General features: G+C 67.0%; 20 protein-coding genes. 7 read left to right on the top strand and 13 right to left on the bottom strand.

The features are described 5' to 3' along the window. Positions 1 to 4: 4 nt before the first annotated feature. From AC1REK_RS17925 to AC1REK_RS17915, 3 genes are all read right to left on the bottom strand, one after another. Positions 5 to 1297 (bottom strand): glycosyltransferase family 2 protein, encoded by a 1293-nt coding sequence (locus AC1REK_RS17925; RefSeq protein WP_492268993.1) that lies wholly within the window; start codon positions 1295 to 1297, stop codon positions 5 to 7. A 2-nt stretch (positions 1298 to 1299) separates the two neighbouring features. Further along, the gene (locus AC1REK_RS17920) at positions 1300 to 2595 is read right to left on the bottom strand and encodes a TackOD1 domain-containing metal-binding protein (RefSeq protein WP_492268994.1); all 1296 of its coding nucleotides are present in this window, start codon (positions 2593 to 2595) and stop codon (positions 1300 to 1302) included. A 337-nt stretch (positions 2596 to 2932) separates the two neighbouring features. Further along, a complete protein-coding gene (locus tag AC1REK_RS17915) occupies positions 2933 to 3913 on the bottom strand; it encodes an MBL fold metallo-hydrolase (RefSeq protein ID WP_492269128.1) in 981 nt (326 codons plus the stop codon). Between the two features lie 197 nt (positions 3914 to 4110). On the opposite strand from AC1REK_RS17915, the gene AC1REK_RS17910 reads away from it, so the two are divergent. Together AC1REK_RS17910 and AC1REK_RS17905 are read left to right on the top strand one after the other, a co-directional pair. Continuing rightward, on the top strand, positions 4111 to 5073 hold the full coding sequence (locus tag AC1REK_RS17910) for a LysR family transcriptional regulator (RefSeq protein ID WP_492268995.1): 963 nt from the start codon (positions 4111 to 4113) through the stop codon (positions 5071 to 5073). A gap of 208 nt (positions 5074 to 5281) precedes the next feature. Further along, entirely contained in the window at positions 5282 to 6406 is a 1125-nt protein-coding gene (locus tag AC1REK_RS17905; RefSeq protein ID WP_492268996.1) for a zinc-dependent alcohol dehydrogenase family protein, read from the top strand. 3 nt (positions 6407 to 6409) lie between these two features. Here the strand turns inward: AC1REK_RS17905 and AC1REK_RS17900 are convergent, their stop codons facing one another. Next, complete coding sequence (locus AC1REK_RS17900; RefSeq protein WP_492268997.1) at positions 6410 to 7594, bottom strand: MFS transporter; 1185 nt, start codon at positions 7592 to 7594, stop codon at positions 6410 to 6412. 48 nt (positions 7595 to 7642) lie between these two features. Between AC1REK_RS17900 and AC1REK_RS17895 the strand changes: the two genes are divergently transcribed. Further along, on the top strand, positions 7643 to 8197 hold the full coding sequence (locus AC1REK_RS17895; protein WP_492268998.1) for an Lrp/AsnC family transcriptional regulator: 555 nt from the start codon (positions 7643 to 7645) through the stop codon (positions 8195 to 8197). Positions 8198 to 8206: 9 nt separating this feature from the next. Here AC1REK_RS17895 and AC1REK_RS17890 read toward each other — a convergent pair whose 3' ends face one another. From AC1REK_RS17890 to AC1REK_RS17860, 7 genes are all read right to left on the bottom strand, one after another. Further along, positions 8207 to 8944, bottom strand: a complete 738-nt coding sequence (locus tag AC1REK_RS17890) for a class I SAM-dependent methyltransferase (RefSeq protein ID WP_492268999.1) — start codon at positions 8942 to 8944, stop codon at positions 8207 to 8209. Between the two features lie 73 nt (positions 8945 to 9017). Further along, complete coding sequence (locus AC1REK_RS17885) at positions 9018 to 10451, bottom strand: aldehyde dehydrogenase family protein (protein ID WP_492269000.1); 1434 nt, start codon at positions 10449 to 10451, stop codon at positions 9018 to 9020. Positions 10452 to 10658: 207 nt separating this feature from the next. Continuing rightward, positions 10659 to 11354, bottom strand: a complete 696-nt coding sequence (locus tag AC1REK_RS17880; protein ID WP_316020013.1) for an ABC transporter ATP-binding protein — start codon at positions 11352 to 11354, stop codon at positions 10659 to 10661. A 2-nt stretch (positions 11355 to 11356) separates the two neighbouring features. Then, complete coding sequence (locus tag AC1REK_RS17875) at positions 11357 to 12103, bottom strand: ABC transporter ATP-binding protein (protein WP_492269001.1); 747 nt, start codon at positions 12101 to 12103, stop codon at positions 11357 to 11359. Then, positions 12100 to 13041 carry a branched-chain amino acid ABC transporter permease gene (locus AC1REK_RS17870; RefSeq protein WP_492269002.1) on the bottom strand — a complete coding sequence of 314 codons (942 nt, stop codon included), beginning with the start codon at positions 13039 to 13041 and terminating at the stop codon, positions 12100 to 12102. The genes AC1REK_RS17875 and AC1REK_RS17870 overlap by 4 nt, the downstream gene beginning before the upstream one ends. Next, positions 13041 to 13946: a branched-chain amino acid ABC transporter permease gene (locus AC1REK_RS17865; protein WP_492269003.1), complete on the bottom strand. Its 906-nt coding sequence runs from the start codon at positions 13944 to 13946 to the stop codon at positions 13041 to 13043. Before AC1REK_RS17865 ends, AC1REK_RS17870 begins: the two co-directional genes overlap by 1 nt. A 182-nt stretch (positions 13947 to 14128) precedes the next feature. Then, complete coding sequence (locus AC1REK_RS17860) at positions 14129 to 15430, bottom strand: ABC transporter substrate-binding protein (protein WP_492269004.1); 1302 nt, start codon at positions 15428 to 15430, stop codon at positions 14129 to 14131. Positions 15431 to 15678: 248 nt separating this feature from the next. On the opposite strand from AC1REK_RS17860, the gene AC1REK_RS17855 reads away from it, so the two are divergent. From AC1REK_RS17855 to AC1REK_RS17840, 4 genes are all read left to right on the top strand, one after another. Beyond that, positions 15679 to 16821: a CaiB/BaiF CoA transferase family protein gene (locus AC1REK_RS17855; RefSeq protein WP_492269005.1), complete on the top strand. Its 1143-nt coding sequence runs from the start codon at positions 15679 to 15681 to the stop codon at positions 16819 to 16821. Between the two features lie 9 nt (positions 16822 to 16830). Next, positions 16831 to 17985 carry an acyl-CoA dehydrogenase family protein gene (locus AC1REK_RS17850; RefSeq protein ID WP_492269006.1) on the top strand — a complete coding sequence of 385 codons (1155 nt, stop codon included), beginning with the start codon at positions 16831 to 16833 and terminating at the stop codon, positions 17983 to 17985. A gap of 191 nt (positions 17986 to 18176) precedes the next feature. After that, on the top strand, positions 18177 to 19025 hold the full coding sequence (locus AC1REK_RS17845; protein WP_492269007.1) for an HTD2 family dehydratase: 849 nt from the start codon (positions 18177 to 18179) through the stop codon (positions 19023 to 19025). 173 nt (positions 19026 to 19198) lie between these two features. After that, positions 19199 to 21154: a bifunctional 2',3'-cyclic-nucleotide 2'-phosphodiesterase/3'-nucleotidase gene (locus tag AC1REK_RS17840; protein WP_492269008.1), complete on the top strand. Its 1956-nt coding sequence runs from the start codon at positions 19199 to 19201 to the stop codon at positions 21152 to 21154. A 46-nt stretch (positions 21155 to 21200) separates the two neighbouring features. Here AC1REK_RS17840 and AC1REK_RS17835 read toward each other — a convergent pair whose 3' ends face one another. Together AC1REK_RS17835 and AC1REK_RS17830 are read right to left on the bottom strand one after the other, a co-directional pair. Continuing rightward, positions 21201 to 21524: a hypothetical protein gene (locus AC1REK_RS17835; protein ID WP_492269009.1), complete on the bottom strand. Its 324-nt coding sequence runs from the start codon at positions 21522 to 21524 to the stop codon at positions 21201 to 21203. A gap of 210 nt (positions 21525 to 21734) precedes the next feature. Then, entirely contained in the window at positions 21735 to 26015 is a 4281-nt protein-coding gene (locus tag AC1REK_RS17830; protein ID WP_492269010.1) for an autotransporter outer membrane beta-barrel domain-containing protein, read from the bottom strand. Positions 26016 to 26065 lie beyond the last annotated feature (50 nt).

The raw sequence follows: 26065 nt of genomic DNA, 5'->3' as shown, positions 1-26065 counted from the left end.
GGCGTCACCGTTTCCAGTGGGCTTGGTGGGAGACGCGGGATGGCGAATAGGAGTCGCGCGCCGAGGCGCGATAGATCCACTCCTCCCAATAGGCATGGAGACGCACGCACCGCATGAAGACGCCGTTGTAGAGGCCGAAGGTCAGGATGTAGGGGGCGATGGTCCAGACCATGGCGGCGCTGTAGCGCCGGCAGATCGTCAGGGCCATCAGGAAGCCGATGGCGTCGAGGACGAGATAGACGAGCGCGACCGCGATCAGGATGTTCAGGGCGCCGAGGCCGAAGCACAGGAACAGCCAGGCGACGTAGATCGGGAAGACCAGCGTCACGAGACCGTTCATCACCAGCCATTCGCACTGCTCGAAGGTCTCCAGCAGCGCGAACCGGCGCCGCCTGGCATGGAACGTGTCGCGGAACTTGCGCAGGCGCGTGCGCAGGGTGTCGCGGTCCCAGCGGCGGCGCTGGCGTATCAGCGCGGCAAGGGTCGCCGGGGTATCGGTGAAGCACCAGGAATTGGCGGCGAACCGGATCTTCCAGCCGCAACGGCGCAGCCGCAGCGTCAGGTCGAAATCCTCGCCCGGGCCGGGCGCGAGCAGGCCGACCTGATGGATCGCCTCGCGGCGAAAGGCGCCGAAGGCACCCGAGGCGCAGACGACCATATCGAGCATGTCGAGGGCGCGCTTACCCATGCCGATCGAGACGATGTACTCGATCGCCTGATAGGCGGTGACGGCGGAGTAGTCGTAATTGCGCACCCCGATCGAGCCGGTCGTGGCGCCGACCCTGGGATCGATGAAGGGCTCGATCAGCCTCTCGATGGCGTCGCAGTCATAGGAGCAATCGGCGTCGAGATTGATGATGATGTCGCCCTTGGCCAGGGAGAAGCCGAGGTTGCACGAGGCCGATTTTCCGCTGCGCACCTGATTGGACAGGGCGATGTCGATCTGACCCAGGAGCCGGTACTTGTGGATGATCTCGCGCATCCCGTCGGTCGAGCCGTCATCGATGAAGATGATCTCGTCGATCTTGCGGGTCTGCTCGCCGAGCGATCGCAGGCAGCGCTCGATGGCATCCGCCTCATTGTGGCCGGCGATGACGATGCTGAGCTTCAGCCCGTCGAGATGGCGCTGTTCCGCCGGCGTCGGCACGGCGGCCTTGGCGAAACTCGCGGCGAAGACCGCGATGGCAGACAGCGTGTAGCGCGGGACCTCGAGGAGCACCATGAACCAGAACATGGAAAACCAGGTGGCCCAGTCGAACTGCCCCAGCATCACCAAGGGAGCGTCGAGGTCGATCATGTTCAACCCTGCCGGCTGCGGAGGCCTTCGAGCACGACGTCATCGACCAGCGTGAAGCGAAAGCCCGGATCGACCTTGAGGACGCTCCTGATCCTGCCGGCGACCAGCTGCAGCGCGCGCGCGGCATCGTGTGGACCCGTGCGGGGCATCAGGATGAGGAAGCCCTCGGCATGCTCACGCACGGCATCGACCTCACGCAGTGCGCTGTGCAGGGTGTCGCCGACGAGTTGCAGGCTCTGTTCCCAGAGCCGCAAATCCTGCTCTGCGATCAGCTCGCGGTTGGTGAAGGTGACGTTTGCGACCTGATAGGGCGAGCCAAATTCCCGCTGCTCCTTCCTGGTGTGATCGAGCAGGAGCTGGAAGCGATCGAGCCCGGTCTGAGCCGGCAGGCTTTCGTCGGCTGCGCCCCGCAGCACCCGGCGCTGGCCGACAGCGGTCAGGCTGTAGGCGTACCAGGTCCGAGCCGGGACCTGGTCGGGCGCGTGATGAGCACCGCAGTCGATGCACTTGAAGCCGACCGCAGGCTTGTCGTTGATCGCTCCGCACTCGAAGCAGCGGGTGATCGAGCCCGGCTTGTCGTAGTCGAGCCCGATATGGCGCAGCGGCCGGGCGCATTTCGGACAGGTGAAGCCGCCATGGCTGCGGAACTGCGATTCCGGTGCCTCGTGCGCGCACTGGAAATGGTGGACGACGACCTCTTCGCTGATGTTGGCGGAGCGGCAGGAATGACATTCCTCCCGCACCGACAAATGCGCGGAACGGCATTGCGGACAGCAGAACAGCCGGTCGAAGAAGCGGCGCCTCAGGTAGCCCTTGTTGTCGAGACCGGCCGCCAGTTCCGAGACATTGTCGAGCGCCCCGGCGACTGGATAGCGCACCAGGTCTCGCAAGCCGGGATCATGGATCGGGACAAGCCCCTGATCGCGCGAATAGACCCTGGCAAGCAGGATGTCCTCGGGTTCGGCACTGTGGCGGATCGAGACAGGCAGCTCGCGCAGCTTGGCCTGAATCGCATAGGCGCGTTCCCAGGCGAACTGCTCGCCCTGCCCGGCCGCATCGATGCCCTGCCGTTCGTCCGGGACCAGGCTGACGATCGGCACCAGCGGATCGCCGATATGTGCCAGGATCGTCCGAAGCGCGTGATCGGGCACGGCGGCCGTCAGCACCAATGCGTCGATCATCTCGCCGCGTGCCACGAGTTGCCAGCCCGGCGGAAAGCGGCATTCGTCGTGGAGCCTTGGATAAGCGAGGAAGTTTGCGGTCGGCGTCAGTGCAAAGCCGTCGACCCCCATGAGCATGACGATACTCCATGCAGGAAGCGACGGGACCAGCCAGCACCGGCCGGCGGCCGCCTCTCAACGGGACACGAACGGGTGCGTCGGGAAATTTGGTAACACATCTTAACCATGCGGGAATGGCAAAGCCCCGCTCCCGCGGGGGGCATTCGGACTACTCCGTCCAGGCTCGCCGTGCGGTCGCACAAATGCGCGATCAGGTTTCGCCCGGCGACCGCAAGAGACACGGCAAGGACAACAACACAGCATGGCTGGAACCGCCGCTACCGCGGGAACGGGAAGGCGCGCCTGCGCTCTCCGGCGCGCGCTCCCCTGCCCTGGGCGGATCGGCTCGCTCCGCTCAGCCCCGCAGCATCTGCATCGGCGCCGGGTAGTAGCGGAAGCCTTCGCCGGCCTTGGCGAGATTGCCGAAGCCCGGCCAGGCGAAGTGATAGGACATCACCGGCGTCTTGTTCTCGGCGAGCATGCCGAGCAGCCGCACGCGCGACTGCGCCGCCTGCTTGGGATCGCTATCATAGGCGAATTCCATCAGCGGCTTTTCCAGCAGCAGCACGGCGTGATGGGTGAGATCCCCGAGGAAGGCGAAGGACTTTCCGCCGGACGAGACCACGAAGATGTGGTGGCCGAAGGTATGGCCGGGTGCGGCGATGGCCTGGACGCCGGGGAGAAACTCCTGCCCGTCCTTGAAGAAGACGATGCGGTCGCGCACCGGCAGGAGATTGGCCCTCGCATGCTCGATGAAGGCCTTGAGCGGCGAGCCGAGCTTGCTCTCATCGGTCCAGAAGTCGAAATCGGTCTGGCTGAGATAGATCTGGGCGTTCGGGAAGTGGGTCTTGCCCTCGGCCGAGCAGATGCCGCCGATATGGTCGATATGGGCGTGGCTGCAGACGATGGCGTCGATGTCGCCGGGATTGATGCCGGCCTCCTGCATGCTCTTCAAGAGCCGCCCCGTAGTCGGCCCGAAGGCCTTCGAGAAGCCCATGCCGGTGTCGAACATCACCAGCCGGTCGCCGAAATTGACGATCGGGATGTTCTGCTCGAGCACGACATTGTCCTTGGGCAGGAAGTTCGTCTCCAACATCTTGTAGACGTCCTCCTTGGGGACGCCGGCGAAGTTGGTGCCGGGATCGCCGAGCGGCAGGGGCCCGTCGGAGACGACGCTGACCTCGGCCTGGCCCAGCATGAAGCGATAGAAGTACGGCGCCTGACTGCCCGCGAGCGGCGCCTTGGCGAGCACCGGCCCGGCAGCCGGCAGGCCTGCTCCCACGGCGAGCGCCGCCGCCCCGGAGAGGAAGCCGCGGCGGCTGGTCGGCGATGTGATGAGCTTCGACATGGCGTTCCTCCTGGTTTCAGAGCGACGCCGGGTCTGGGCGGGCGCCCGGCCTTGCCGCACGGGCAGCTTGCACGCCCGCGCAGTGGACGGCCAATAAGCCTTCGCTCTAGTCTGCATAAGCGAAAGCTGCCGCCGCCCGCCGGGCCGGCAGGGCGCTGATCAGAGATCGGGAAGCAGGAGCGGCGATGGATCTGCGCCAATTGCGCTATTTCACGGCCATCGTCGAACAGGGCTCTTTCTCGAAGGCGGCGACCAAGCTGCGTGTTGCGCAGCCGGCGCTGAGCCAGCATCTGCGGCATATGGAGGACGAGCTCGGCGTTGCGCTTCTGCACCGGGGCACGCGCGGGGTCGTGGCGACGGAGGCCGGCGAACGCCTGCTCGAGCGGGCCCGTACCATCCTCGCCGAATTCGCGGGACTGCGCGACTGCGTACGCGGCGAGACGGTCGCCCCGACCGGCGAGGTCCGCATCGGCTTGCCGGGGACCGTCAGCGAACAGTTCAGCGTGCCGCTGATCGAGGCTGCGAAGGAGCGCTACCCGGCGGTGCGCATCCGCATTGCCGAGGCGATGAGCGGCTTCGTGCTCGACTGGCTGCGCAAGGGCGAGGTCGACCTCGCCGTGATCTATTCGACCTCTGATCCCAAGGGGCTCGGCATCCACCATGTCCTGACCGAGGAACTCTGCCTGTTCGGCGTGCCGGCGCTGACGGCGCTCGCAACGCCGCCGGGCGAGCCGGTGACGCTGGCCGAGGCGGCGGGGCTCGACCTGATCCTGCCGGGGCCTGGCCATGGCCTGCGCGACCAGATCGACGAGGCAGCGACCGGCATCAACGCCACGGTCCACGCCGCCGTCGAGATCGAATCCTATGCGCAGATCAAGCGCCTCGCCGAACGCGGCCTCGGCTACGGCATCCTGCCGCGAATGGCCGTGAGGGCGCAGGAAAAGGCCGGCATCTTCCGGACCTGGCCGATCGAGCGGCCCTCGCTCTATCGCAAAGTCTATCTCGCCTATTCGACGGAACGGCCGATGCCGGCGGCGGCACGAGCCATCGGCCAGCTCTCCTGGGAGATCCTGCGCGGCCTCGTCACCGATGAGAGCTGGGCTGCGACGCTCGGCGAGGATGGTGATCAACCGGCCTTATATGGCTGATCGGCATTTCGTCTTTGACAGGATGCCGACGAAGCCGAACACTCGCGCAACCATCCTCAGCCCTCGTCCTGAGGAGCCGCGCGGCGGCGTCTCGAAGGATGCTCCAGGAGATTCTGGAGACAACTCGTCCATCCTTCGAGACGCGATCTGCGATCGCTCCTCAGGATGAGGTCTGAGCTCAACGAAGCGTTCGATGCGAGGATACGCCTTGAAGACCCGTGCCGCCGTCCTCCATGCCAGCCCCGTCGCCGCCCCCTATGCGCAATCGAAGCCTCTCCGGATCGAGGAGGTCGAGCTCGCCCCGCCCGGCATGGGCGAGGTGCTGGTCAAAGTGCGGGCCGCCGGGCTCTGCCATTCCGACCTCTCGGTGATCGACGGCAACCGGCCGCGCCCGGTGCCGATGGTGCTCGGCCATGAGGCGGCCGGCGAGGTCGAGGAGGTCGGCCCAGGCGTCAACGACCTCAAGAACGGCGACCGGGTCATCATGGTCTTCGTGCCGTCCTGCGGCCATTGCGCGCCCTGCAGCGAGGGCCGCCCTGCCCTGTGCGAGCCCGGCAATGCCGCCAATGGCGTCGGCGAACTGATGGCCGGCGGGCGCCGGCTCTCGCAGAACGGCAAGCCGGTGAACCATCATGTCGGCGTCTCCGCCTTCGCCGAGCATGCGGTGATGTCGCGGCATTCGCTGGTCAAGATCGAAGCCGATATCCCGCACGAGATCGCCGCCCTGTTCGGCTGCGCCGTGCTGACCGGCGTCGGCGCCGCCGTGAACACCGCCAAGGTGCGTGCCGGCGAAACAGTGGCCGTGGTCGGGCTCGGCGGCGTCGGGCTTTCGGCTCTGCTCGGGGCCGCCGCCTGTGGTGCTGCCCGCGTCATCGCCGTCGACCTCTCGGACGAGAAGCTGAAGATCGCGCGCGAACTCGGCGCCACCGACACCTTCAACGCCGGCGCGCCGGATGTCGTCGAGGCGATCCGCGCCGCCACGAAGGGCGGCGTCGACCACGGCCTCGAAATGGCCGGTTCGGTCAAGGCGCTCGAACTCGCCTACCAGATCACCCGGCGCGGCGGCACGACCACCACTGCCGGCCTTGCCAACCCCGCCCATACGATGTCGCTGGCGCCGGTGCGTCTCGTCGGCGAGGAGCGGACGCTGAAGGGCTCCTATGTCGGCTCCTGCATCCCGGTGCGCGACATTCCCCGCTTCATCGACCTCTATCAGCGCGGCCGGCTGCCGGTGGACAAGCTCTGGACCAGCTCGAGCCCGCTCGACGGCATCAATGAGGGCTTCGACGCGCTGCATGAAGGCCGCACGATCCGGCACATCATCCAGATGTGAGGCCTATTCGGCGGGCTGGTTTCCTGCCGCCGCGGTACGCGGGGCGAGCGCGGTGGCGAGCGCCGCCGTCAGCATCAGAGCGACCGCCGTCAGCGCAAGCGCCGCAAAACCGGCGCGGGCGTAGAGCGGCCCGAAGGCCGTCGTCCCGACGAAGAGCGCGAGATAGGTCACGCCGCTGTTGAGGCCCATGATCGCGCCCCGGCGGGCAGGATCGAGCGCGGCCAGTCTGACGATCAGCACGTTCAGCGCCGCATGGTTGGCCATGCCCCAGCAGAACACCACGGCGAGCAGCGCGGGATAGGACCCGGCGACCAGGCTCATCAGCAGGTAGACGCAGCCGACCACCGCGAAGAACAGCGGCAGCAGCCGGGCCGGGCCGAGGCGATCGATCCAGCGATCGAGAAAGGCGGTCGCCCCGAAGCCGAGGCCGTAGCAGAGGGCGAGCAGGCCGGCGGCGCTTACGGGGAGACCCAGCACCCGGTGCAGATGGTCGCCGAAGTAGGCGTAGACGCCGTAGAACGAGGCCATGAAGGCGGCACAGGCGAGGAGCAGCGGCGCGATGCCGGGAACACGCAAGGCGGAGAGTGGCGATGGCGCAGCGCGGCCGGCCGCACTGCCTGCAGCAGTGAGCTTGGAGGTTCCGGCGACGGCCGCCAGGCCTGCTACGACGACGATGCCGTAGACCATGCGCCAGCCGAAGAGATCGGCGATCACCGCCGAAAGCGAGACGCCCGCGACCATGCTCAGTGTCCAGCCGAACAGGACGACGCCGAGCGTGTCGCTCTCGCGGCCGGGCGGCGATGCCAGCGCGGCGAGCGTGTAGATCGCGGGGAGCGCGACGCCGGCGGCGAGCCCGGCCAGCAATTGCGCGCCGATAAAGGCCGGCAGGACCGGCGCCGCCCCGCTCGCCGCAAGCGCGGCCAGAAAGGCGAGCAGCGCATAGCGCAGCATGCGCCCCGGCCCGAAGCGGTCGATCAGCCCGGCGAGCAGGAGCGCGCTCGCCGCCGTGCCGATCCCGAAGGCGGCAGAAGCGGCCATTACCGCCGGCACGTCGCTGGCGAAGCTCTCCGCCACCCGGGGTGCGATCGGGCCGAGCGCGAGGGAGTTCGCGCCAACCAGCCCGATGCACAGGCAGAGCGCATAGGCGGCCGCCGGAACCCGAGAGGTGATTTGATCTGAATTCGCCATTTCGGCAAAATGACCGAACTGCATTCCGGTTCAATCGGAGAATATCGAATGCTGGAAAAAACAGATGGCGTTCGGCGCGGCCGCACCTCCGAGCGCGAGCTCGATGCGATGGACCGAAAGCTGTTAGGCGTTCTCGTCGAGGATGCGACGACGAGCTACGCCGAACTCGGCGAGCGCGTGGGCCTGTCGCCACCGGCGGCGCATGAACGGGTGAAGCGCCTGCGGCGTTCCGGCGCGATCAAGCGGATCGCGGCGCTGATCGAACCGGAGGCCACCGGCAAGACGCTGCTCGCCTTCGTCCATGTCGACACCACCGGCTGGGGCAAGACGACGACGCTGCTGGCGATCGAAGCGCATCCCGAGGTCGAGGAGATCCATTCGGTCGCCGGCGACACCTGCATGCTGCTGAAGGTCCGCACCGAGAGCACGCATGCGCTCGAAGGCCTGCTGGCGAAGATCTACGACGTGCCCGGCGTCACCGCGACGCGCAGCTATGTCGTGCTCTCGACCTATCTGGAACGGCCGGTCCAGCCGGGCATCACGCAGGAATGGCCTGGGCGGGTCAAGGATCCGCGCGCACCGGGCGGGCCCAATACCAGATAGGCGACGCTGTCAGCCGTAAAGTGCGGGATTGCCCCCCGGACGCGGTCCGACCGGCACCTTGAGATGGTGCAACCGGATCGGCTGATGCAGGAGATAGCCGCGCCCGTCGCGCTCCGACAGGGTTTCGAAACGCGCCTGCAGCTTGTCGCGCGCCGCCACCGCCTGCTCCAGGCGCGCCGGATCGGCGGCGACCGCACGCGCGACGAAGGCGGCGAGATCGGGGAAGGCCTCGATCCGATCGAATTCGATGCGGCGCTGCTCGCTGACGACGCCGCGACGCATCGCCCTGACGATTGCATCCTGGGCCGCCTGGCGAACCTCGGTCTCGTCCTCGATCAGGCGCAGCGCATCGAAGAAGGTACCTTCCGAAAGCGGCTCGACGACGATGACGGTGCCGCCCTTGCCGACGACGCGGGCGGCCTCCTCCAGCGCCGGCAGCATCTCCGGGACCGGCACGTGATGCAGGCTGTTGAGGAAGATCGCCACATGCATGGAGGCATCGCCCCAGGGCAGATGCAGCGCGCCGGCCTTGCGGAGCTGCGCCTTGGGCACGAGCGCGCGCGCCGCTTCCAGCGCCGCCTCGTCGGGATCGACGCCGGCCATGCGAGCGCCACGCTCGGCCAGCGCATGCAAGAGATGGCCCCGCCCGCAGCCGATATCGACGATGCGGCGATCCTGCAGGGGCGTCAGCAGCGCTGCGAGAATGTCGACGGTGTCGCCAGCCGGCCGGGTTCCCATGTCGGTCATTGGATACGCGGCCGGCGAACCGGCGCAAGACCCGATTTCGGGGGATCCTGCGCCGGGCGTTTTAGAGCCGGGCTCAGCCGTGCTTGTGCACGATGGTCTTGGTCACCGCGAACTCCTCGAGCGCCATGAAGCCCTTCTCGCGGCCATGGCCGCTCTTGCCGGTGCCGCCGAAGGGCAGCTCGATGCCGCCGCCAGCGCCATAGCCGTTGATGAAGACCTGGCCGGCCCGGACGCGCTTGGCGACACGCTGCTGGCGCCCGCCATTGCCCGTCCAGACGCCGGCGACGAGGCCATAGTCGGTGGAGTTGGCGAGCCGGACCGCATCCTCCTCGTCCTCGAAGGAGAAGGCGGCGAGCACCGGGCCGAACACCTCTTCCTGCTCCAGCCGGTTGCCGCGCGGCACCTGGCCGAACAGGGTCGGCGTCACATAGAAGCCGCCATTCGGCACGCCCTGGGCGATCGCGCCCTCGGCGAGAACCGGGATGCCCTGCTCGCGGGCCTGGTCGATGAAGCTCTGCACCCGGCCACGCTGCTTGGCGTTGATCACCGGGCCGCAATCGAGGTCCATCTCCGGCGTGCCGGCGCGCAGCTTGGTGAACTCCTTGGCGACGGCGCCGATGAAGTCGTCATAGACGTTCTTCTGGACGAGCACACGGCTACCGGCCGAGCAGGTCTGCCCGGTGTTCTGGACGATCGCCTTGCAGACGGTCGGGATCGCCGCGTCGAAATCGGCGTCGTCGAAGATGATCTGCGGAGACTTGCCGCCGAGCTCGAGCGTGCAGGTGATGAAATTGTCGGCGCAGGCCTTTTGGATGATCTGGCCGACCTGCGGCGAGCCGGTGAAGGAGATGAAGCCGACGCCGGGATTGCGGCAGAGCGCCTCGCCCGCCTCATGGCCGCGGCCGGTGACGATGTTGATCGCGCCATCGGGGAAGCCGACTTCCGAGGCGAGTTCGGCGAGGCGCAGCGCGCTCTGGCAGGCATCCTCGGCCGGCTTCAGCACGACCGCATTGCCCATGGCCAACGAAGCGGTCAGCGAGCGGCCAATCATCTGCGCCGGATAGTTCCAGGGCAGGATATGGCCGGTGACGCCGTAGGGCTCGTGGACGACGTTGACGCTGTAGCCGTTGAGGAACGGGATGATGTGGCCGTGCACCTTGTCGGCAGCCCCGCCATAGAACTCGAAATAGCGCGCGGTCGCCTCGATATCGGCCCGCGCCTGCGCCATCGGCTTGCCGGTGTCCCGCGCCTCGATCTTCGCCAGCTCCTCGAAATGATCCTGGACCTTGAGGGCGAGCTTGGAGATCAGCCGGCCGCGCTCGGCGGCGGTGAGCTTGCCCCAGGCGCCCTCATAGGCGGCCTGCGCCGCCTTCACCGCATCGTCGATATCCTGCGCGTTGCCGCAGGCGATGCGGGTGAACTCCTCGCCGGTCGCCGGGGCGAGCACGGCCATAGTCTCGCCGGTGCGGCCGGCCACATAACGGCCGTTGATGAAATGCTGGGTCATGTAAGATCCTTCCAAGTCCTGCGAGGCATGTCCTGTGAGGCGAGCCCCGACCTGTGGCGCCCCTTGTGAGGGATCGTCAGGGATAGGGATAGTCGGCCGTGCGATCGGACGCCTTGCGCTGGCCGCACGACGAATCGCTGCGGGCAGTAAAAGGTCGCCTCCCTCGCCCGCCCTGCCCGGCTCGGGAAAGGAACTTGCGCCCGGCCCTCAATGCAGCCCAGCCGCAGCGAGCGAGCTCGCGGCCAGCGCAGCCTCGCTGACCTCGCCACGCTCGATAGCATAGGCTTTCTCGGCAAAGTTGCGCAGCAGGCTCGGATTGGATTCGGTGATCAGCAGGGCGATGTCGGGGTGGCTGTCGCGCAAGGTCCGCAGCGCCGCCGCATAGCGGTTCGCCAGGACCGGGGCGAGCCCCTGGAAAGGCTCGTCCAGCAGGATCACGCGACTGCCGACCATCAGGGCCCGCGCCAGCGCCGCCATCTTGCCCTGGCCGCCGGAGAGGCCCGCCGCCGGCCGGTGGCGCAGCTCGGCGAGTTCCGGCAGCACGGCATAGATGCCCTCCAGCCGGCGTGCGATCTCCGCCGCCGGCAGCTTCATCACCTCGGCCGGGAGGCGAATATTCTCCTCGATGCTGAAGCTCGAGAACAGCCGCCGGTCCTCCGGCGCGTAGCCGATGCCGAGCCGCGGGCGCAGATGCGCCTTGACGCTGTCGAGCGGGCGCCCATCGAAGCTGATCGCGCCCTCCGTCACCTTCATGAAGCCCATGATGGCGCGCAGCAGGCTGGTCTTGCCGGCGCCATTGCGGCCGATCAGCGCCACGGTCGCGCCCTCGGCCAGCGACAGGTTCGCGCGGCGCAGCACCTGCACGCCCTCGATCTCGGCTGACAATCCCTTGATTTCCAGCATGATCAGACCCCCACTCCGATCACGGTCTCGCGCACTTCGGGATGGTTCAGGATCTCCTCGGGAGAGCCTTCGAGCGCGATCCTGCCGCCGGACCAGACGGCGACGCGGCTGGCATAGCGGGCAACCACGTCCATATCGTGCTCGACGAAGATCGCCGTGGTGGCGCGGGCGTCGAGGGCGCGCGTCAGCGTGTCCATGACCTCGAATTTCTCGGTCGAGGAGACGCCGCTGGTCGGCTCGTCCATGAAGATCAGCTTCGGTTCGAGCGCCAGCGCGACGGCGATGTCGACGAGCTTGCGCATGCCCTCCGGCAATTCGCGCACGATGCGTCCGCCGATCGCCTTCAGCCCGACCATGTCGAGCAGCTCCCACATCTCCTCAGCCTTCGGATGGCGCTCCATCACCAGGAAGGGCGACCATGAGCCCTCGCGGGCGGAGAGCGCCAGCAGCAGGTTGTCGATCACCGTGTTGTCGAGGAAGAGCTGCGGGATCTGGAAGGAACGGCCGATGCCGAGCCTGGTGATGGCGCGCGGCGAGAGCGCTGTGATGTCCTGCCCGGCGAAGACGACGCGGCCGGATTGCGGCTTGAGATAGCCGGTGCAGAGATTGATGAAGGTGGTCTTGCCGGCGCCATTGGGGCCGATGATGGAGATACGCTCATTGGCCGAGACCTTGAGCGAGGCACCGTTCGCCGCCTGCACCCCGCCGAAGCGCAGATTGAGGTCGCTCGCCTCGAGGATGATGCTCATCGCCCGCCCTCCTTGCGGCGCGAGCCGGTGGCGATGCCATAGAGTCCGGCCGGCGCGAAGAAGATGATGACGAGCAGCATGACGCCGAGCACGGCATGCCAGGTCTCGGGCGCGTAGACCGCCGCATAGCCGCGGATGATCTGGAACATCAGCGCCCCGAGGAAGGGCCCGGCGACGCCGCCGATGCCGCCGAGGATGGCGATGAAGACGAATTCGCCGGAACGCACCCAATAGGCCAGCTCCGGCGTGACATGCCCGGAGACCAGTGCGATGACCGCGCCGCCGAGGCCGGCAAGCAGGCCCGAGAGCAGATAGGCGCCGAACAGCACCCTGCGCGGGGATACGCCGAGATATTCGAGCCGCGTCTCGTTCGACTTGATCGCCTCCAGCGCTTTGCCGCCGGGGGAGGCCAGGTAACGGGCGACGAAGAGCGCCGCGACGAGGCAGAGGCCGAGCGTGATATAGAAGATCCAGAGCTCGAACTGCTCGCGGCCAAACTCCATCCCCGCGAGCGTCGGGCGCGGCACGCGCTTGCCGTCGGCGCCGCCGGTGATCGGGAAGAGCTTCTCCAGAAGCGAAAAGAACACCATCGAGATGGCGAGGTTGAGCATGCCGAAGAAGATCGCCCGGTAGCGGACGATGAACAGGCCGACGATGGCTGCGAGCAGGCCGGATGCCGCGGTCGCGACCGGGATCAGGATCAATGCTTCATGGCCGAGCCGGGCCGCCGCCATGAAGGCGACGGCATAGGCGCTGAACGAGAAGAACAGGCCATGGCCGAAGGAGACCTGACCGGCGCGCAGCAGCACCATGATGCCGAGCGCCGCCAGCCCCTCGCAGAGCGCGACGGTCAGGATCACCGTCGACCAGGGCGAGAACAGCGGGAAGACGGCGAGCGCGATGAGCAGCGCGAGGCCGAGGACGAGCTGGCGCGCCATCACACCTTCCTCGTCTGCACGGTCGAGAACAGGCCCTGCGGACGCACCAGCAGCACCAGCATCATGATGAGATAGGGGATCAGCACGTCGAACTCCGGCGCGAAATAGACCGCGACGGAGCGCCCGAGACCGATCAGCAGGGCCGCGACCGCCGCGCCCTCGATGCGCCCGAGCCCGGCTGTCGCGGCGACCGCGAAGGAGAGCACCAGCGTGCCAGCCCCGATGCCGGGGGTCAGCGAGGTGGTGGCGGAGGCGAGCGCGCCGCCGAGCGCCGCCAGCGAGGCGCCGATGATGAAGGTGATGAGGTAGACGCGGGCCGCGTCGATGCCCATCGCCGTCGCAGCCTCGCGGTCCTGCGTCACCGCGACGATGGCGCGGCCGAAACTCGTCCGGCGCAGGAAGAAGCGCAGGCCGGCGAGCACTGCGAGCGCCACCAGCGGCATCAGGATGAGCTGATACTTGGTGTAGAAGATGCCGAAGACCTCGACCGTGCCGAGCCAGTTCATCGGCGCATTGGCGAAATAGGGCTGCACCCCGAACACCACCTTCTGCGCGTCCTCCAGGATCATGAAGACGGCGAAGGTGACGATCAGCTGCAGCACCTCCTCCTTGCCGTAGACCCGGCGCAGCAGGACGATCTCGACGAGGCCGCCGACCACGGTGCCGACCAGCGCCGCGGCGACCAGCAGAAAGGGAAAGGCGAGCCAGGCGGGCAGGCCCATCGCGCCCATCGCGAGAACGCCGGCGGCGGCGACATAGGCGCCGATCGCGTAGAACGAGCCATGGGCGACGTTGATGATGCCGAGTACGCCGAAGATCAGCGAGAGTCCGACCGCGACCAGGAAGATCAGCGAGCCATAGGCCAGGCCGTCCAGCGCGGCGAGAAGAAGCATTTCAATGGGCATGCAGACCGTTCTTCAGAAACTGATTCAAGTGCCTGAGAGGCTGATTCAATTTGTCGCTCCCATCGTCCCGGGCGAATGCAGGGAGCCCCCGGGACCCATGCCTGAACCGTTCCGGCATGGGTCCCGGATCAGCGCCGCTGACGCGGCTTGTCCGGGACGACCATTGACGAGGACAGCCGCACTCACTTCGCGTAGTCGAAGGTCTCGATCGACTTGTCGTTGACCAGGGCCTGGGTCGCCTTGGCGAACCAGTCGAGCGACTTCTCGCCGACCGGCGTCGTCACCAGCTTGCCGGGATAGAGCGCCATCTTGTCGTAGACCGCGAACGGGTATTCGGGCACGCGCTTGGTCGTGCCGAGCATCTGGTCCTCCAGCCCCTGATGGTCCGCGCGGATGGTGATCGTGCCGGTCAGCGACTTGAACTCCAGCCCCTCGAAGGCGGCGATAACCTGCTCCTTGCTCGGCCATTTGCCGCCAGCACCCGCCTTCTCATAGGCCTTGGCTAGCCCGGTCAGGGCCTGCTGCATGTGGAAGGTCGGATAGATCGGATAGACGCCGGTCTTGTCCTTGTACTTCTTGACGAAGGCCTGCATCTCCGGGGTGTTCTTGGTCTTCGGGTGCAGCCAGTAATGGTCGCCGCGAGCGCCGACGATGACGCCTTCGGGCAGCACGTTGCCGAGCCGCTCCAGCGAGCTTTCGGCCAGCGGCAGCACGAAGGTCGACTGCTTCAGGAGGCCGCGCGCCGCCGCCTGCTGGACGAAGGTGTCGAGGTCGCCGCCCCAGGAAGTCGAGAGCACGACGTCGGGCCGCAGCGCCGAGAGCCTCGTGATCTCGGTCGAGAAATCAGGCGCGCCGAATTTCGGGAAGAGCTCGGCGACGACCTTCACATCGGGCTTCAGCGCCTTCAGCCCGGCCTGGAACAGCGCCCAGGATTCGCGGCCCCAGGCGTAGTCCTGGTTGACCACTGCGATCGACTTGAAGTCGGGCTTGACCTTCATCAGGTAGAGCAGCGTCGCCATCATCTCGGCGCCGGCATGCCCTTGCGTGCGGACGGAATACTTCCACTTGCCGTCCTCGAAGATCGTCTGCGTGCCGCAATCCCACATCACGTTGACGACCTTGAGGTCTTCCGCGACCGGCGCGAGCGCGTTGCAGGAGCCGGACGAGATCGCACCCAGCATGACCTGCGCGCCCTGCTCCTGCACGACACGGCGATATTCGGAGAGAAGCTGGTTGGTGCCGGCGCCCTCGTCGACATAGACCGGCTTCACCGGCACGCCGAGAATACCGCCCTTGGCGTTGAGTTCCTCGATCAAGAGGTCGGCGGCGTTCTTGCCGGGCACGCCGAACACCGAGGCCGGGCCGGAGAGGAAGGTCGCGATGCCGACCACGAGCTCTTTCGGCTTGTCCTGCGCCAGCGCCGGCAGCGACGCGAGCACACCAGCCAGGACGGCACCCGCCGCCGCCAGTTTCATCCTCACCATGATCTCCTCCCTGATGTCCGCAGAACGGGGCACGGCGCTCTTTTGCGGCGCCTGAACCATGGCGGAAGGGGCGCATAGGCGCGCTGAGCTCACAAGTAGGATAAAGCGATGAAGCCCATAGCGATTTTCTATAGTCCCTCGCCCGCGCCGCGAGCCGGCAGCGCTATGGCCCCCATCGCAAAAGACTATTTGACTTCGCCCTGCCGAACGGCGCGTCTCGCCCGAAACGGAAGGCGGACCAAATCAAGATGGCGGATGCTCTCGAAGGAATCCTGGTGGTGGCCTTGGAACAGGCGGTGGCGGCGCCGATCGCCAGTTGCCGCCTCGCCGATGCCGGAGCACGCATCATCAAGCTCGAACGGGCCGAGGGCGATTTCTCGCGCGGCTATGACGACTACGCGGAAGGCCTGTCCTCCTATTTCGTCTGGATCAACCGCGGCAAGGAATCCTGCCGGGTCGACCTCAAGGACCCGAACGACCTCGCTCTGGTCGAGACGATGCTGTCCGAGGCCGATGTCTTCATCCAGAATCTCGCGCCCGGTGCCACCGGCCGGCTCGGCATCGGCTCGGCCGAGCTGCGCCAGCGCTATCCAAAGCTGATCACCTGCGACATTTCCGGCTATGCGCCGGGAACGCCGCACTACAACCGCAAGGCCTACGACCTCCTGATCCAGGCCGAGGCGGGCCTCTCGGCGATCACCGGCAGCGAGAGCTCGGGGCCGATGCGGATCGGCGTCTCGATCGCCGACATCGCCACCGGCAACGCCGCCTATGCCGCGATCCTGGAGGCGCTGCTCCGGCGGGCACGCACCGGCCAGGGCTCGCAGATCCAGCTCTCGCTGTTCGACACCATCGCCGACCTGATGAACGTGCCTTATCTCACCCGGCGCTATGGCGGGATCGAGCCGCCGAAGCTCGGCCTCGCCCATCCCTCGATCGCACCCTATGGCGTCTTCCGCCTGGCCGATGCCGAGGTGCTGCTGGCGGTGCAGAGCGAGCCGGAATGGCGCATCCTCGCCCGCGACGTGCTGCGCGACGAGGCCCTCGCCGATGATCCGCGCTTTGCGAGCAATGTCCTGCGCGTCCGCAACCGCGCCGCACTCGACGCGGCGATCCAGGCCATTCTCGCGCCGCGCAGCTTCGCCGAGGCGACCGCCGCGCTCGACAAGGCGCGCATCGCCTATGGCACCGTCTCGCATGTCGGCGACCTGATCAGCCATCCCGCCGCGACGGCGCTGCCGGTCGAGACGCAGAACGGGCCGGTCCAGGTGCTGGCGCCGCCGGCGATCGTCGACGGCAAGCGCACGGTGATGCGGCGCGTGCCCGCGCTCGGTGAGCACGAAGCCGCGCTGCGCCGGGAATTCGCGCCCAAGGCAGCGCGCACGGCCTGAGTTGATCCGATGACGCAGCACGACCACAGCGAAATCCGCCACGCCGTCGCCAGGCTCTGCGCCGATTTCCCCGGCGAGTACTGGCGCAGGCTCGACCGTGAGATGGCCTATCCCACGGAGTTCGTGACCGCGCTAACGCAGAGCGGCTTCCTCTCGGCGCTGATCCCGGAGGCTTATGGCGGCGCCGGCCTCCCTCTCTCGGCTGCTGCGGTGATCATGGAGGAGATCCAGCGCCAGGGCTGCAACGGCGCCGCCTGCCATGCCCAGATGTATGTGATGGGCACGCTTTTGCGCCATGGCTCCGACGCCCAGAAGCAGCAATACCTGCCGAAGATCGCTTCGGGCGAACTCAGGCTGCAGGCCTTCGGCGTCACCGAGCCGACGAGCGGCACCGACACCACGGCCCTGCGCACCACCGCAAGGCGCGACGGCGACCACTACGTCGTCAATGGCCAGAAGATCTGGACGAGCCGGGCGGCGCAATCCGACCTGATGCTGCTGCTGGCGCGGACGACGCCGCGCGATCAGGTGCAAAAACGCACCGACGGGCTCTCGGTCTTCATCCTCGACATGCGCGAAGCGCTGAAGGCCGGCCTTACCATCCGGCCGATCCGGACGATGATGAACCACGCCACCACTGAGGTGTTCTTCGACAATGTCCGCGTGCCGGCGGAGAACCTCATCGGCGAGGAAGGCAAGGGCTTCCGCTACATCCTCTCGGGCATGAATGCCGAACGCATCCTGATCGCCGCCGAATGCGTCGGCGACGCGAAATGGTTCATCGAGAAGGCGTCGGCTTACGCGAGGGAGCGGCAGGTCTTCGGCCGGCCGATCGGCCAGAATCAGGGCATCCAGTTCCCGATCGCGAAGGCCTACGCCAATATGCGCGCCGCCGAGCTAATGGTGCGCGAGGCGATCTCCCTCTACGAGGCCGGCGAGAACCCGGGCGCCGAAGCGAACATGGCCAAAATGCTCGCGGCCGACGCTTCCTTCGAGGCGGCCAATGCCTGCATCCAGACACATGGCGGCTTCGGCTTCGCCGAGGAATACGATGTCGAGCGCAAGTTCCGGGAGACGCGGCTCTATCAGGTCGCCCCGATCTCGACCAACCTCATCCTCTCCTATCTTGCCGAGCATGTGCTTGGCATGCCGCGGTCGTATTGAAGACAACGACATCGACCATCACCCCTGCCCCTCTCCTGGAAGGAGAGGGGCAGGGGTGAGGTGTTCGGACTGGAAACGTTGGCTTGAACCCAGCCGCGCGGTGAGCGCTCGCGGAACTGGTCACAGGGCCTACACCTCACCACTCTCCTTCCAGGAGAGGGTGCCCCGCGCCCTTCCTTGCAGGGAACATCATGGACATCGACCATCTGAAATCCTGGATCGGCAGGACGGAAGAGGCTTCCGACCTCGTCACGCCGCGGCTCGTCGCGAGCTATGAGGCGACGTTTGCCCCTCATCTGGCGCCGTACCAGCAAGGCGAGGCGCCGCTCGCCCTGCACTGGTGCCTCGCTCCGCCGATCGCGCCGATGGCCGCGCTCGGGGAGGACGGACACCCGGCCAAGGGCGGTTTCCTGCCGCCGATCCCACTGCCACGACGGATGTGGGCCGGCGGGACGATCGAGACGATCGCCCCCTTGCAGACCGGCGACGAAGTCACCCGCCGCTCGCGCATCGCCGACATCGCCTACAAGGAGGGACGCAGCGGGCCGCTCTGCTTCGTCGCCGTCGACCATGAGCTCGTCACGCCGCGTGGCCTGGCCCTGCGCGAGCGTCACAACATCGTCTACCGCGAGGCCGCGCAGGCCGGCGCCGAACCGGCAGCGACCACACCGCCCGTACCGGCGGCCGAGCCGCGGACGGCCGACCTCATCTGGACGGTCGAGGGCTCGCCGGTGCTGCTGTTCCGCTATTCGGCGCTGACCTTCAACGGCCACCGCATCCATTACGATGAGCCCTATGTCACCGGGGTCGAGGGCTATGCCGGCCTCGTCGTGCACGGCCCGATCCAGGCGACGCTGATCATGAACATCATCGCGACGCTCTCCGGCGGCGAGCCGATCCGGCTCGAATATCGTGGCCTCGCCCCGCTGATCGCCGGCGAGCCCTTCGTAGTGAAGGCGAAGCGGCTCCCGAACGGGGCGATCGCCGCCTGGACGGAGGGCCCGGATGGCCGCGTGCGGATGGAGGGCGTGAGCCGCTGAAGAGAGCCTTTTCACAAGACAGAGAGAACCGCCACGCGAACCCCTCTCACGGATGGGAGAAGGGTTTCCCGCGCTCCTCCGTCAGCTGGCTCGCTGCACAGCCATCTTCTGCGATGTCACGGTCCTGCCATGGTGCTAGCGTCTGTCGCAGCACCTCGCTTCAGGAGCCGACGATGGACCGCGCCCCCCGTTTCAGCCGCCGCGACACGCTCAAGGCTGGAGCGGCGATCGCCGCCTCGGCCGCCCTGCCCGCCCCGCTCGCGGCGCAGGCCCCGGCGCGCCTGAAACTCAGGCTGCTCGAAACCACCGATCTGCACGTCAATGTCGTACCTTACGACTATTTCCGCGACGCGCCGGACGACACGGTCGGCCTTGCCAAGACCGCGAACCTGATCAAGGCGGCGCAGGCGGAAGCCAGGAACAGCCTGCTCTTCGACAATGGCGATTTCCTCCAAGGCTCCTCGCTCGGCGACTATGTCGCCTACAAGAAGGGGCTGAAGGCGGGCGAGACCCATCCGATGATCGCCGCGATGAACGCCCTACCCTATCAGTGCGGCACGCTCGGCAACCATGAGTTCAATTACGGGCTCGACTTCCTTGAGCACGGGCTCGCCCGCGCCGAGTTCCCGATCGTCTGCGCCAATGTCGAGCGCGTCGGCGGCGGCATGCTGATCGAGCCCTGGCGCATCTTCGAGCAGAGTTTCGAGGACGAGGCCGGCGCCAGGCATGTCCTCAACATCGCGGTGATCGGCTTCGTGCCGCCGCAGATCATGCAATGGGACAAGGCCCATCTCGATCGCAAGGTGACCGCGACCGACATCGTCGAAGCCGCGCAGAAATACCTGCCGGAGATCGCGCTCGCCCATCCGGACCTGACGATCGCGCTCTGCCATTCCGGCATCGCCGGCGGCGAGCGCCGGGGCGGCGAAGAGAACGCGGCGCTGCATCTTGCGAAGCTCGACGGCATCGACGTGATCCTGACCGGGCACCAGCATCTGGTCTTCCCCGGAGCGAAGGCCTTCGACGGCATTGCCGGCGTCGACAACAAGAAGGGCTCGCTGCATGGCAAGCCCGCCTGCCAGCCCGGCTTCTGGGGCTCGCATATCGGCATCCTCGACCTCGAACTGGAGAAGCGCGAGGGCGGCTGGAAGATCGCCGATTTCAAGATTGATCCCAGGCCGATCTTCGAGCGCACGCCCGACCGAAAGATCGTGCCGAAGGCGCAGGCCGAACCCGCGATCCTCGCCACGGTGAAGGCTGATCACGAGGCGACGCTGGACTATATGCGTGAGCCGGTGGGCGCGACCTCGGCGCCGATCACCAGCTTCTTCGCTTTGGTCGCCGACGATCCTTCGGTGCAGATCGTCGCCGACGCGCAGCTCGCCTATGCCCGGCCGCTGATGGCGCAGACGCAGTACAAGGATCTGCCGATCCTCTCTGCCGCCGCCCCCTTCAAATCCGGCGGGCGCGGCGGTCCGGGCTTCTTCACCGACATCCCGGCCGGGCCGCTGGCGATCAAGAACGTCGCCGACATCTATCTCTACCCGAACACGGTGCAGGTGGTGAAAGTCACGGGTGCGCAGCTTCACGAATGGCTGGAGCGCTCGGCCGGCATCTTCAACCGCATCGACGTCGCGAAATCCGAAGAACAGCCGCTGATCAATACGGGCTTCCCGGCCTTCAATTTCGACGTGATCGACGGCGTGACCTATCGGATCGACGTGACGCAACCCTCGCGCTACGACCTCGACGGCAAGCTGGTCGCGCCGGACGCGCGGCGCATCGTCGACCTTTCCTTCGAGGGCAAATCGGTCGACGAGAAGGCGCAGTTCCTCGTCGTCACCAACAACTACCGCGCCTCGGGCGGCGGCAATTTCCCGGGCACCAGGACGACGATCGTTCTGGAAGCGCCGGACCTCAACCGCGACGTCGTGGTGCGCTACATCCTCGACAAGAAGACGATCGACCCGACCGCCGACGGCAACTGGTCGCTCGTGCCGCTGCCGGCCAACGTCAACGTCACATTCCCGACCTCCCCGGCCGCCGCGAGCCGAAAGCCGGAGGGGCTGAAGGCGCAGGCCGTGGGCGATGCCGGCGAAGGGTTTGTTAAATACCGGCTGGGCGGGTGAGCGTAGCCGAGCGGCAAACCAATTCAGTAGATACCAATATCGCCAATCATATATTTAGAAAAAAAATTGCATTTATTGTCGACAACACAAAAGACAACACAATCATCGCCGTCGCGGCTTTTTTAGACTGGACAATAAGCGCTTCAGAGACATTTCCTCGCTCAACCCCCTTGCGAAGAGGGCTTATCAACATCATTACGAGCCCCAAAAAAATTAAGAAAATCGCCAGAAAAGTCACTATTAATTGAGTATCAAGACTCATTAATCTACACATATGATTGAATAATAGTATCTGCATAATGATAAGCGCAGGCCCCAGCCAAATGGCATCCGGGTCGATCTTCTTCCACAAGAATGTCGGGAACGGCATACCAGGGTCTCCGAATCACGACCTTGGGTAGCGATCTCTCGATGCCGCGACCATAAGCATCTGCAAATTGACTTAACGAGCCTTGCCCAGGAGGCCCTGGATGGCGGCATAGTCCCGCGAACGGCCTTCCACGCCGGTTCGCTATCGTGCTGCGCGTTTGGCCCATCGGCGCCTCGTCGCGGCCCTTCCAGCTACGGGGACGCCTTCTCGTTAGAACCTGACCTCGAACCTGCCCTTGAGGGCGTGGTCGCGGGTGCGCTCGCCGATGGCGGCGGAGTAGGCGATGCCGACCGTGGTCGAAGCGGTGGCGCGCCAGTCGAGCCCGGCCTCGGCGACGAGGGCGTTGCGGTCGATCTGGGCGGCATAGACCCGCGCCGGGGTGATGCCGGCGACGAAGGCGGTTCCGGCCTGCGGGGTGAGATCGCCAAAGCCGTAGCGCCAGCCGACGACGCCGCGCGCGAACAGCGGCATCGCCCCGATCTGCGCCTCGGCCCTAAGGCCGAGCGTGGTGAAGCCGAGAGACTGGTCCTTCGACGCGACCCAGAGCGCCGCTGCTCCACCCTGCTCGATCGCCGAGCCGGAGGAGACCCGCAGCAGCGCGATCTGGGCGAAGGGCTCGAGCGCAAAGCCCTGGAAGCGGAAGGCGTAGCCGAGCTCGGCGAAGGCCTGCAGCAGGTCGGTATCACGCTCCGAGCGCAAGCTGTCGCCAAGACCGCGGATCCGGACCTGGCGGGTCAGATTGGTCTCGCCGAAGGAATAGCCGACGCCGCCATCGAGCCGCCAGTTACCGTAACGCCCCCCGGCATAGAGCAGGACATGGCCGCTCTCGAGCCGGCCGCTCGACAGCCTGGCGTCGACGTCGAAATCCGAGCGGGTATAGCCGCCGGCGATGCCGACCCTGAGCGAGCTCAGGCCGCTGTCGTAGAGCTTCAGGTCGGCGCCGACCACGGCGCCACCGGTGCGGCGCGACAGGCTCGCGGCATTGCCGTCGCCATCGGTGTTGGCATGGGCACCGAACGCCTCGCCCCAGAGGGTGAAGCGCTCGTCGAGACGCGGCGCCGGCATCACGACCGGCCCCTTGGCGCTCGGCAGATCAGCCGAGAACCCAGCCGAAATCTCAGCCCCCGGCACCGGCAGCAGCGAGCCGCGCAGGCGCCCGAGCACCGCCTCGCGCACCAGCCGGCTTTCGCCGACCGCGACCGCAACGCCCTGGGCATGGGCCTCGCCAGAGAGCGCATCGAAGCCCGCCCTTGCCTCGGCTGCCGTTGCCGAGACCAGCGTGTCGTAGATCGGGTTGCCGACGCCCAGCCGCTCCGCCGCATTGGCGATGAAGCCCTGGTTGCGGGTCGCAGCGATGTAGGGCCGGGAGCCGGCATTGCCGCCGCTGCCGCCGCCCGTGGCCCCGCCGCCACCGGAGCCGCCCGAACCACCACCGCTCCCGCCCCCCGCGCTTCCACCACCCGACCCGCCTCCGCCATCCGGGCCGAAGCCGGTGTCGTTGCGGGTCATGGTCAGCGTCACGTCGCTGGCACCATGGACCAGCGTCGGGGTCAGGAAGGCGAGGTTCGACGAGACGCCGGCGAAGCGGCCGGCCACGCCGCCATTCGCGGTCAGGATGGTGTAGTTCGTCGCCGCCGCATAATTGCCGGCCTCGGCCAGCACCTGGACGGTTCCGCCGGACAAAGTCGCCATCCCCGTCGCAGCGATCCGGTCGCCCTGGCCGGCGGCGTTGATCTCGACCTGATAGGTGGAGCCTGCCGCGAAGGCGACATTGCCGGCGACGTTCAGCGTCCCGATCGAGTTGCCCGGCGCCACCGTGCCGCCGCTTGCCACCGCGATCCCGCCGACCGTGCCGGAGCCGCCGAGCGTCGCCCCGCCATTGACCGTCACTGCGCTCGCCAGCGAGCCGTTGACCACCAGCTTGCCGGCATTGACCGTAGTCACGCCGGTATAAGTGTTGGCGCCCGACAGCGTCAGCGTGCCGGCGCCGGTCTTGATCAGCGCGCCGCCGCCGCTGATCACCGCGGCCAGCGTCGCGGCGTCCGTGAAATCGGCGACGATGCGGCCCTCATTGCGGATGATGCCGGCGTCGAGCTGGACCGTTCCAGCCTTGTCGCCCGCGCCGAGATTGAGCGTACCGAACTCAGCGATGACGATGTCGCCTGAGGTCTGGACGAGCGTGCCGCCATCGGCGACCGTAACCGAAGCCGCGAAGGTTTCGCCGGAGCGGCCGATCTCCAGCCCGCCATCGACGCTCCAGCGCGAGCCGGTGCCGGTCACCAGCACGGAAGCATTCGCGCCGAGGCCGTAGACGCCGCCCCCCGGGCCGGGCCCCAAGCCGCTGGCGCGCGACGTCAGCGTGGCGCCAGCGGATATGCTCACCGTCGCGGGATCGAAGAAGCCCTGCACGAAGGTGTCGCCGACCGTCACGCGGGTGCCGGCGCCGTCGATGCGCAGCGCCGAGGCGACGAGGAGGCCATTTCCGCCAGCATCGAGCCTGCCGCCCTGGTCGACGACGAGCGTGCCGCTGGAGACCATGACGAAGTCGCCAAGCGTCAGCGAACCGCCGCGGATGACGAAGGAGCCGCCGCCAGCGCCGCAGGAACAGACCGAGAGCCCTCCGCCGAGCGAGCCGGTGCCGGTGTAGATCTGGGTGCCCGTACCATTGTACTCGAGCGAGCCACCGCCGCTGAAGCTGCCGGAGAAGGTGGTCGTCGCATTGGTAGAGCCGGTGACGAGCACGCTGCCGGTGCCGATCACGACCTCGCCGGCTCCCGCGAGCGAGCCGACCCCATAGAGGCCCCCGCCGCCGGTGGCTTCCAGCACCGCCCCGGCTGCGATCGTGTAGTCGGAGTTCGGCGACAACCCGGCCGCGGTATCACTCACCAGCCGTCCGCCGAGCACTGATGTCGCGCCGGAATAATCATGCGTCCCGCTCAGCACCAATGAGCCGGCGCCGGCCTTGGAGAGCGAGCCGGGCCCGGAAAAGGATTGCGTCACCGTGAAGCTGTGGCCGGCCTCGACGATGTCGAAGCCGCCGCCATTGGCGCCGAAGACGATGTCGCGGGTGAGCCCGGCCAGCGCCGTCCCGGTGACCTGCAGCACGCCGCCATCCAGGGTCAGCGCCCCCGACACGTTGCCGAGCTTGCCCTCCTTCTCGATGCTGATCGCCCCGCCCGCGATCGTGGTGCCACCGGAATAGCTGTTCTCCCCGGTCAGTGTCAGCGTGCCGGTGCCGAGCTTCCGCAGGCTGCCGCTGCCGTAGATCATGCCGGAGAAGCTGACCGCATCGCTGCGGTTGAAGATGAGCTGTGCATTGTTTGCGATATTGCCGGTGATCGAGCCGGTCGTGCCGCCATTGCCGATCTGCAGCGCACCGGCAGAAATGGTCGTACCGCCGGTGTAGGTGTTCGTGCCGGTCAGGGTCAGCGTGCCCGTGCCGGTCTTGACCAACGCGCCGCCGGCGCCGGAAATGACACCGCTCACCTCAGTCGAGAGGTCGTTCGAGCCGACCGTGAACTGCTTGGCGCCGATGAGGTAGTTGCCGGCGCCTTCGATCGAGCCCGCGGTCATCGTCGCGTGGCCGGTCGGGTCCGAGATATCGACAACGCCGCCGGACTGAGTGATGAAGCGGGCTCCGGCGCTGCTGCCGGCGGCGATGAACTGGGTCGTGGCGCCGGCGGCCGTCGTGATCGTCGCGGTGGCGGCCGTGCTGAAGCCGCGAAAGATCAGGCTGCTCTCATTGACGATCGTCGCGCCGTCGGCGGAGCTGCTATCGTAGAATGTCAGGCTGTTCCGGTTGGTGATCGTGGCGCTTCCGGCCTTGCTGTTGTCGTAGAAGCTCAGGCTGGCATTGTTGGTGATCGATGCGTTCCCGGCCGTGCTGTCGGTATGGAAATTGATCAGGCCCGAATTGTTGCTGATCGTGGCGCTGCCGGCGGTGCTGTTGTCGTAGAACAGCAAGGTCCCCGTGTTTGTGATGGTGGCGCTGCCCGCCGTACTGGTGCCGTGGAACTCCGTGAAGAAGCTGTTCGTGATGGAGGCGCTGCCAGCGGAGCTGGCGTTCCGGAAGTAGAGGTCGCCGCTGTTGGCGATGGTTGCGCCGCCGCCATTGATGACGATGCCCGCGCCGGTGAATTCGAGCACGCGGCTGTTGCTGAAGCTGTAGTTCGCGGCCCCTGCGTTGAACGTCCATCCGCCGATCTGCGCGTCACTCGCGAAGAACAGGCTGGTCCGGTTCGATGCGCCGAAGAAGGCCGTGCCCGTCGGCAACGTGCTGGTGCTCCAGTTTGCGCCGGCGTTGAAATTGGCCGAGCCGGGCGCCGCGAGCCAGGTCGCATCCTGCGCCAGGGTAGAATCCCCGGCGGCTGCCAGAGCCGCCGCGGCCAGGAAGGCGGCGCCCAGGACGCGGCCGAGCGTCAGCGTCGATGTGGAATGGCGTAGCCGGCTGCGCGCCGGCAGCCTCCCTGCAGGCTTCCTGTCATTTCGCATCGATATTCGGACCCCAACCGCAGCGGCAGGGTTCACGCAGCTCGGCGCGC

Source organism: Allobosea sp. GW823-FHT02B03, from assembly GCF_058797755.1.
This window is presented reverse-complemented; position numbering and strand designations above follow the sequence as displayed.

Bases quoted from the DNA above. Each gene is read 5' to 3' on its own strand.
- AC1REK_RS17925 (WP_492268993.1), bottom strand. From the start codon at position 1,297: ATGATCGACCTCGACGCTCCCTTGGTGATGCTGGGGCAGTTCGACTGG.
- AC1REK_RS17920 (WP_492268994.1), bottom strand. From the start codon at position 2,595: ATGCTCATGGGGGTCGACGGCTTTGCACTGACGCCGACCGCAAACTTC.
- AC1REK_RS17910 (WP_492268995.1), top strand. From the start codon at position 4,111: ATGGATCTGCGCCAATTGCGCTATTTCACGGCCATCGTCGAACAGGGC.
- AC1REK_RS17900 (WP_492268997.1), bottom strand. From the start codon at position 7,594: ATGGCGAATTCAGATCAAATCACCTCTCGGGTTCCGGCGGCCGCCTAT.
- AC1REK_RS17895 (WP_492268998.1), top strand. From the start codon at position 7,643: ATGCTGGAAAAAACAGATGGCGTTCGGCGCGGCCGCACCTCCGAGCGC.
- AC1REK_RS17890 (WP_492268999.1), bottom strand. From the start codon at position 8,944: ATGACCGACATGGGAACCCGGCCGGCTGGCGACACCGTCGACATTCTC.
- AC1REK_RS17885 (WP_492269000.1), bottom strand. From the start codon at position 10,451: ATGACCCAGCATTTCATCAACGGCCGTTATGTGGCCGGCCGCACCGGC.
- AC1REK_RS17880 (WP_316020013.1), bottom strand. From the start codon at position 11,354: ATGCTGGAAATCAAGGGATTGTCAGCCGAGATCGAGGGCGTGCAGGTG.
- AC1REK_RS17875 (WP_492269001.1), bottom strand. From the start codon at position 12,103: ATGAGCATCATCCTCGAGGCGAGCGACCTCAATCTGCGCTTCGGCGGG.
- AC1REK_RS17870 (WP_492269002.1), bottom strand. From the start codon at position 13,041: ATGGCGCGCCAGCTCGTCCTCGGCCTCGCGCTGCTCATCGCGCTCGCC.
- AC1REK_RS17865 (WP_492269003.1), bottom strand. From the start codon at position 13,946: ATGCCCATTGAAATGCTTCTTCTCGCCGCGCTGGACGGCCTGGCCTAT.
- AC1REK_RS17860 (WP_492269004.1), bottom strand. From the start codon at position 15,430: ATGGTGAGGATGAAACTGGCGGCGGCGGGTGCCGTCCTGGCTGGTGTG.
- AC1REK_RS17855 (WP_492269005.1), top strand. From the start codon at position 15,679: ATGGCGGATGCTCTCGAAGGAATCCTGGTGGTGGCCTTGGAACAGGCG.
- AC1REK_RS17850 (WP_492269006.1), top strand. From the start codon at position 16,831: ATGACGCAGCACGACCACAGCGAAATCCGCCACGCCGTCGCCAGGCTC.
- AC1REK_RS17845 (WP_492269007.1), top strand. From the start codon at position 18,177: ATGGACATCGACCATCTGAAATCCTGGATCGGCAGGACGGAAGAGGCT.
- AC1REK_RS17840 (WP_492269008.1), top strand. From the start codon at position 19,199: ATGGACCGCGCCCCCCGTTTCAGCCGCCGCGACACGCTCAAGGCTGGA.
- AC1REK_RS17835 (WP_492269009.1), bottom strand. From the start codon at position 21,524: ATGCCGTTCCCGACATTCTTGTGGAAGAAGATCGACCCGGATGCCATT.
- AC1REK_RS17830 (WP_492269010.1), bottom strand. From the start codon at position 26,015: ATGCGAAATGACAGGAAGCCTGCAGGGAGGCTGCCGGCGCGCAGCCGG.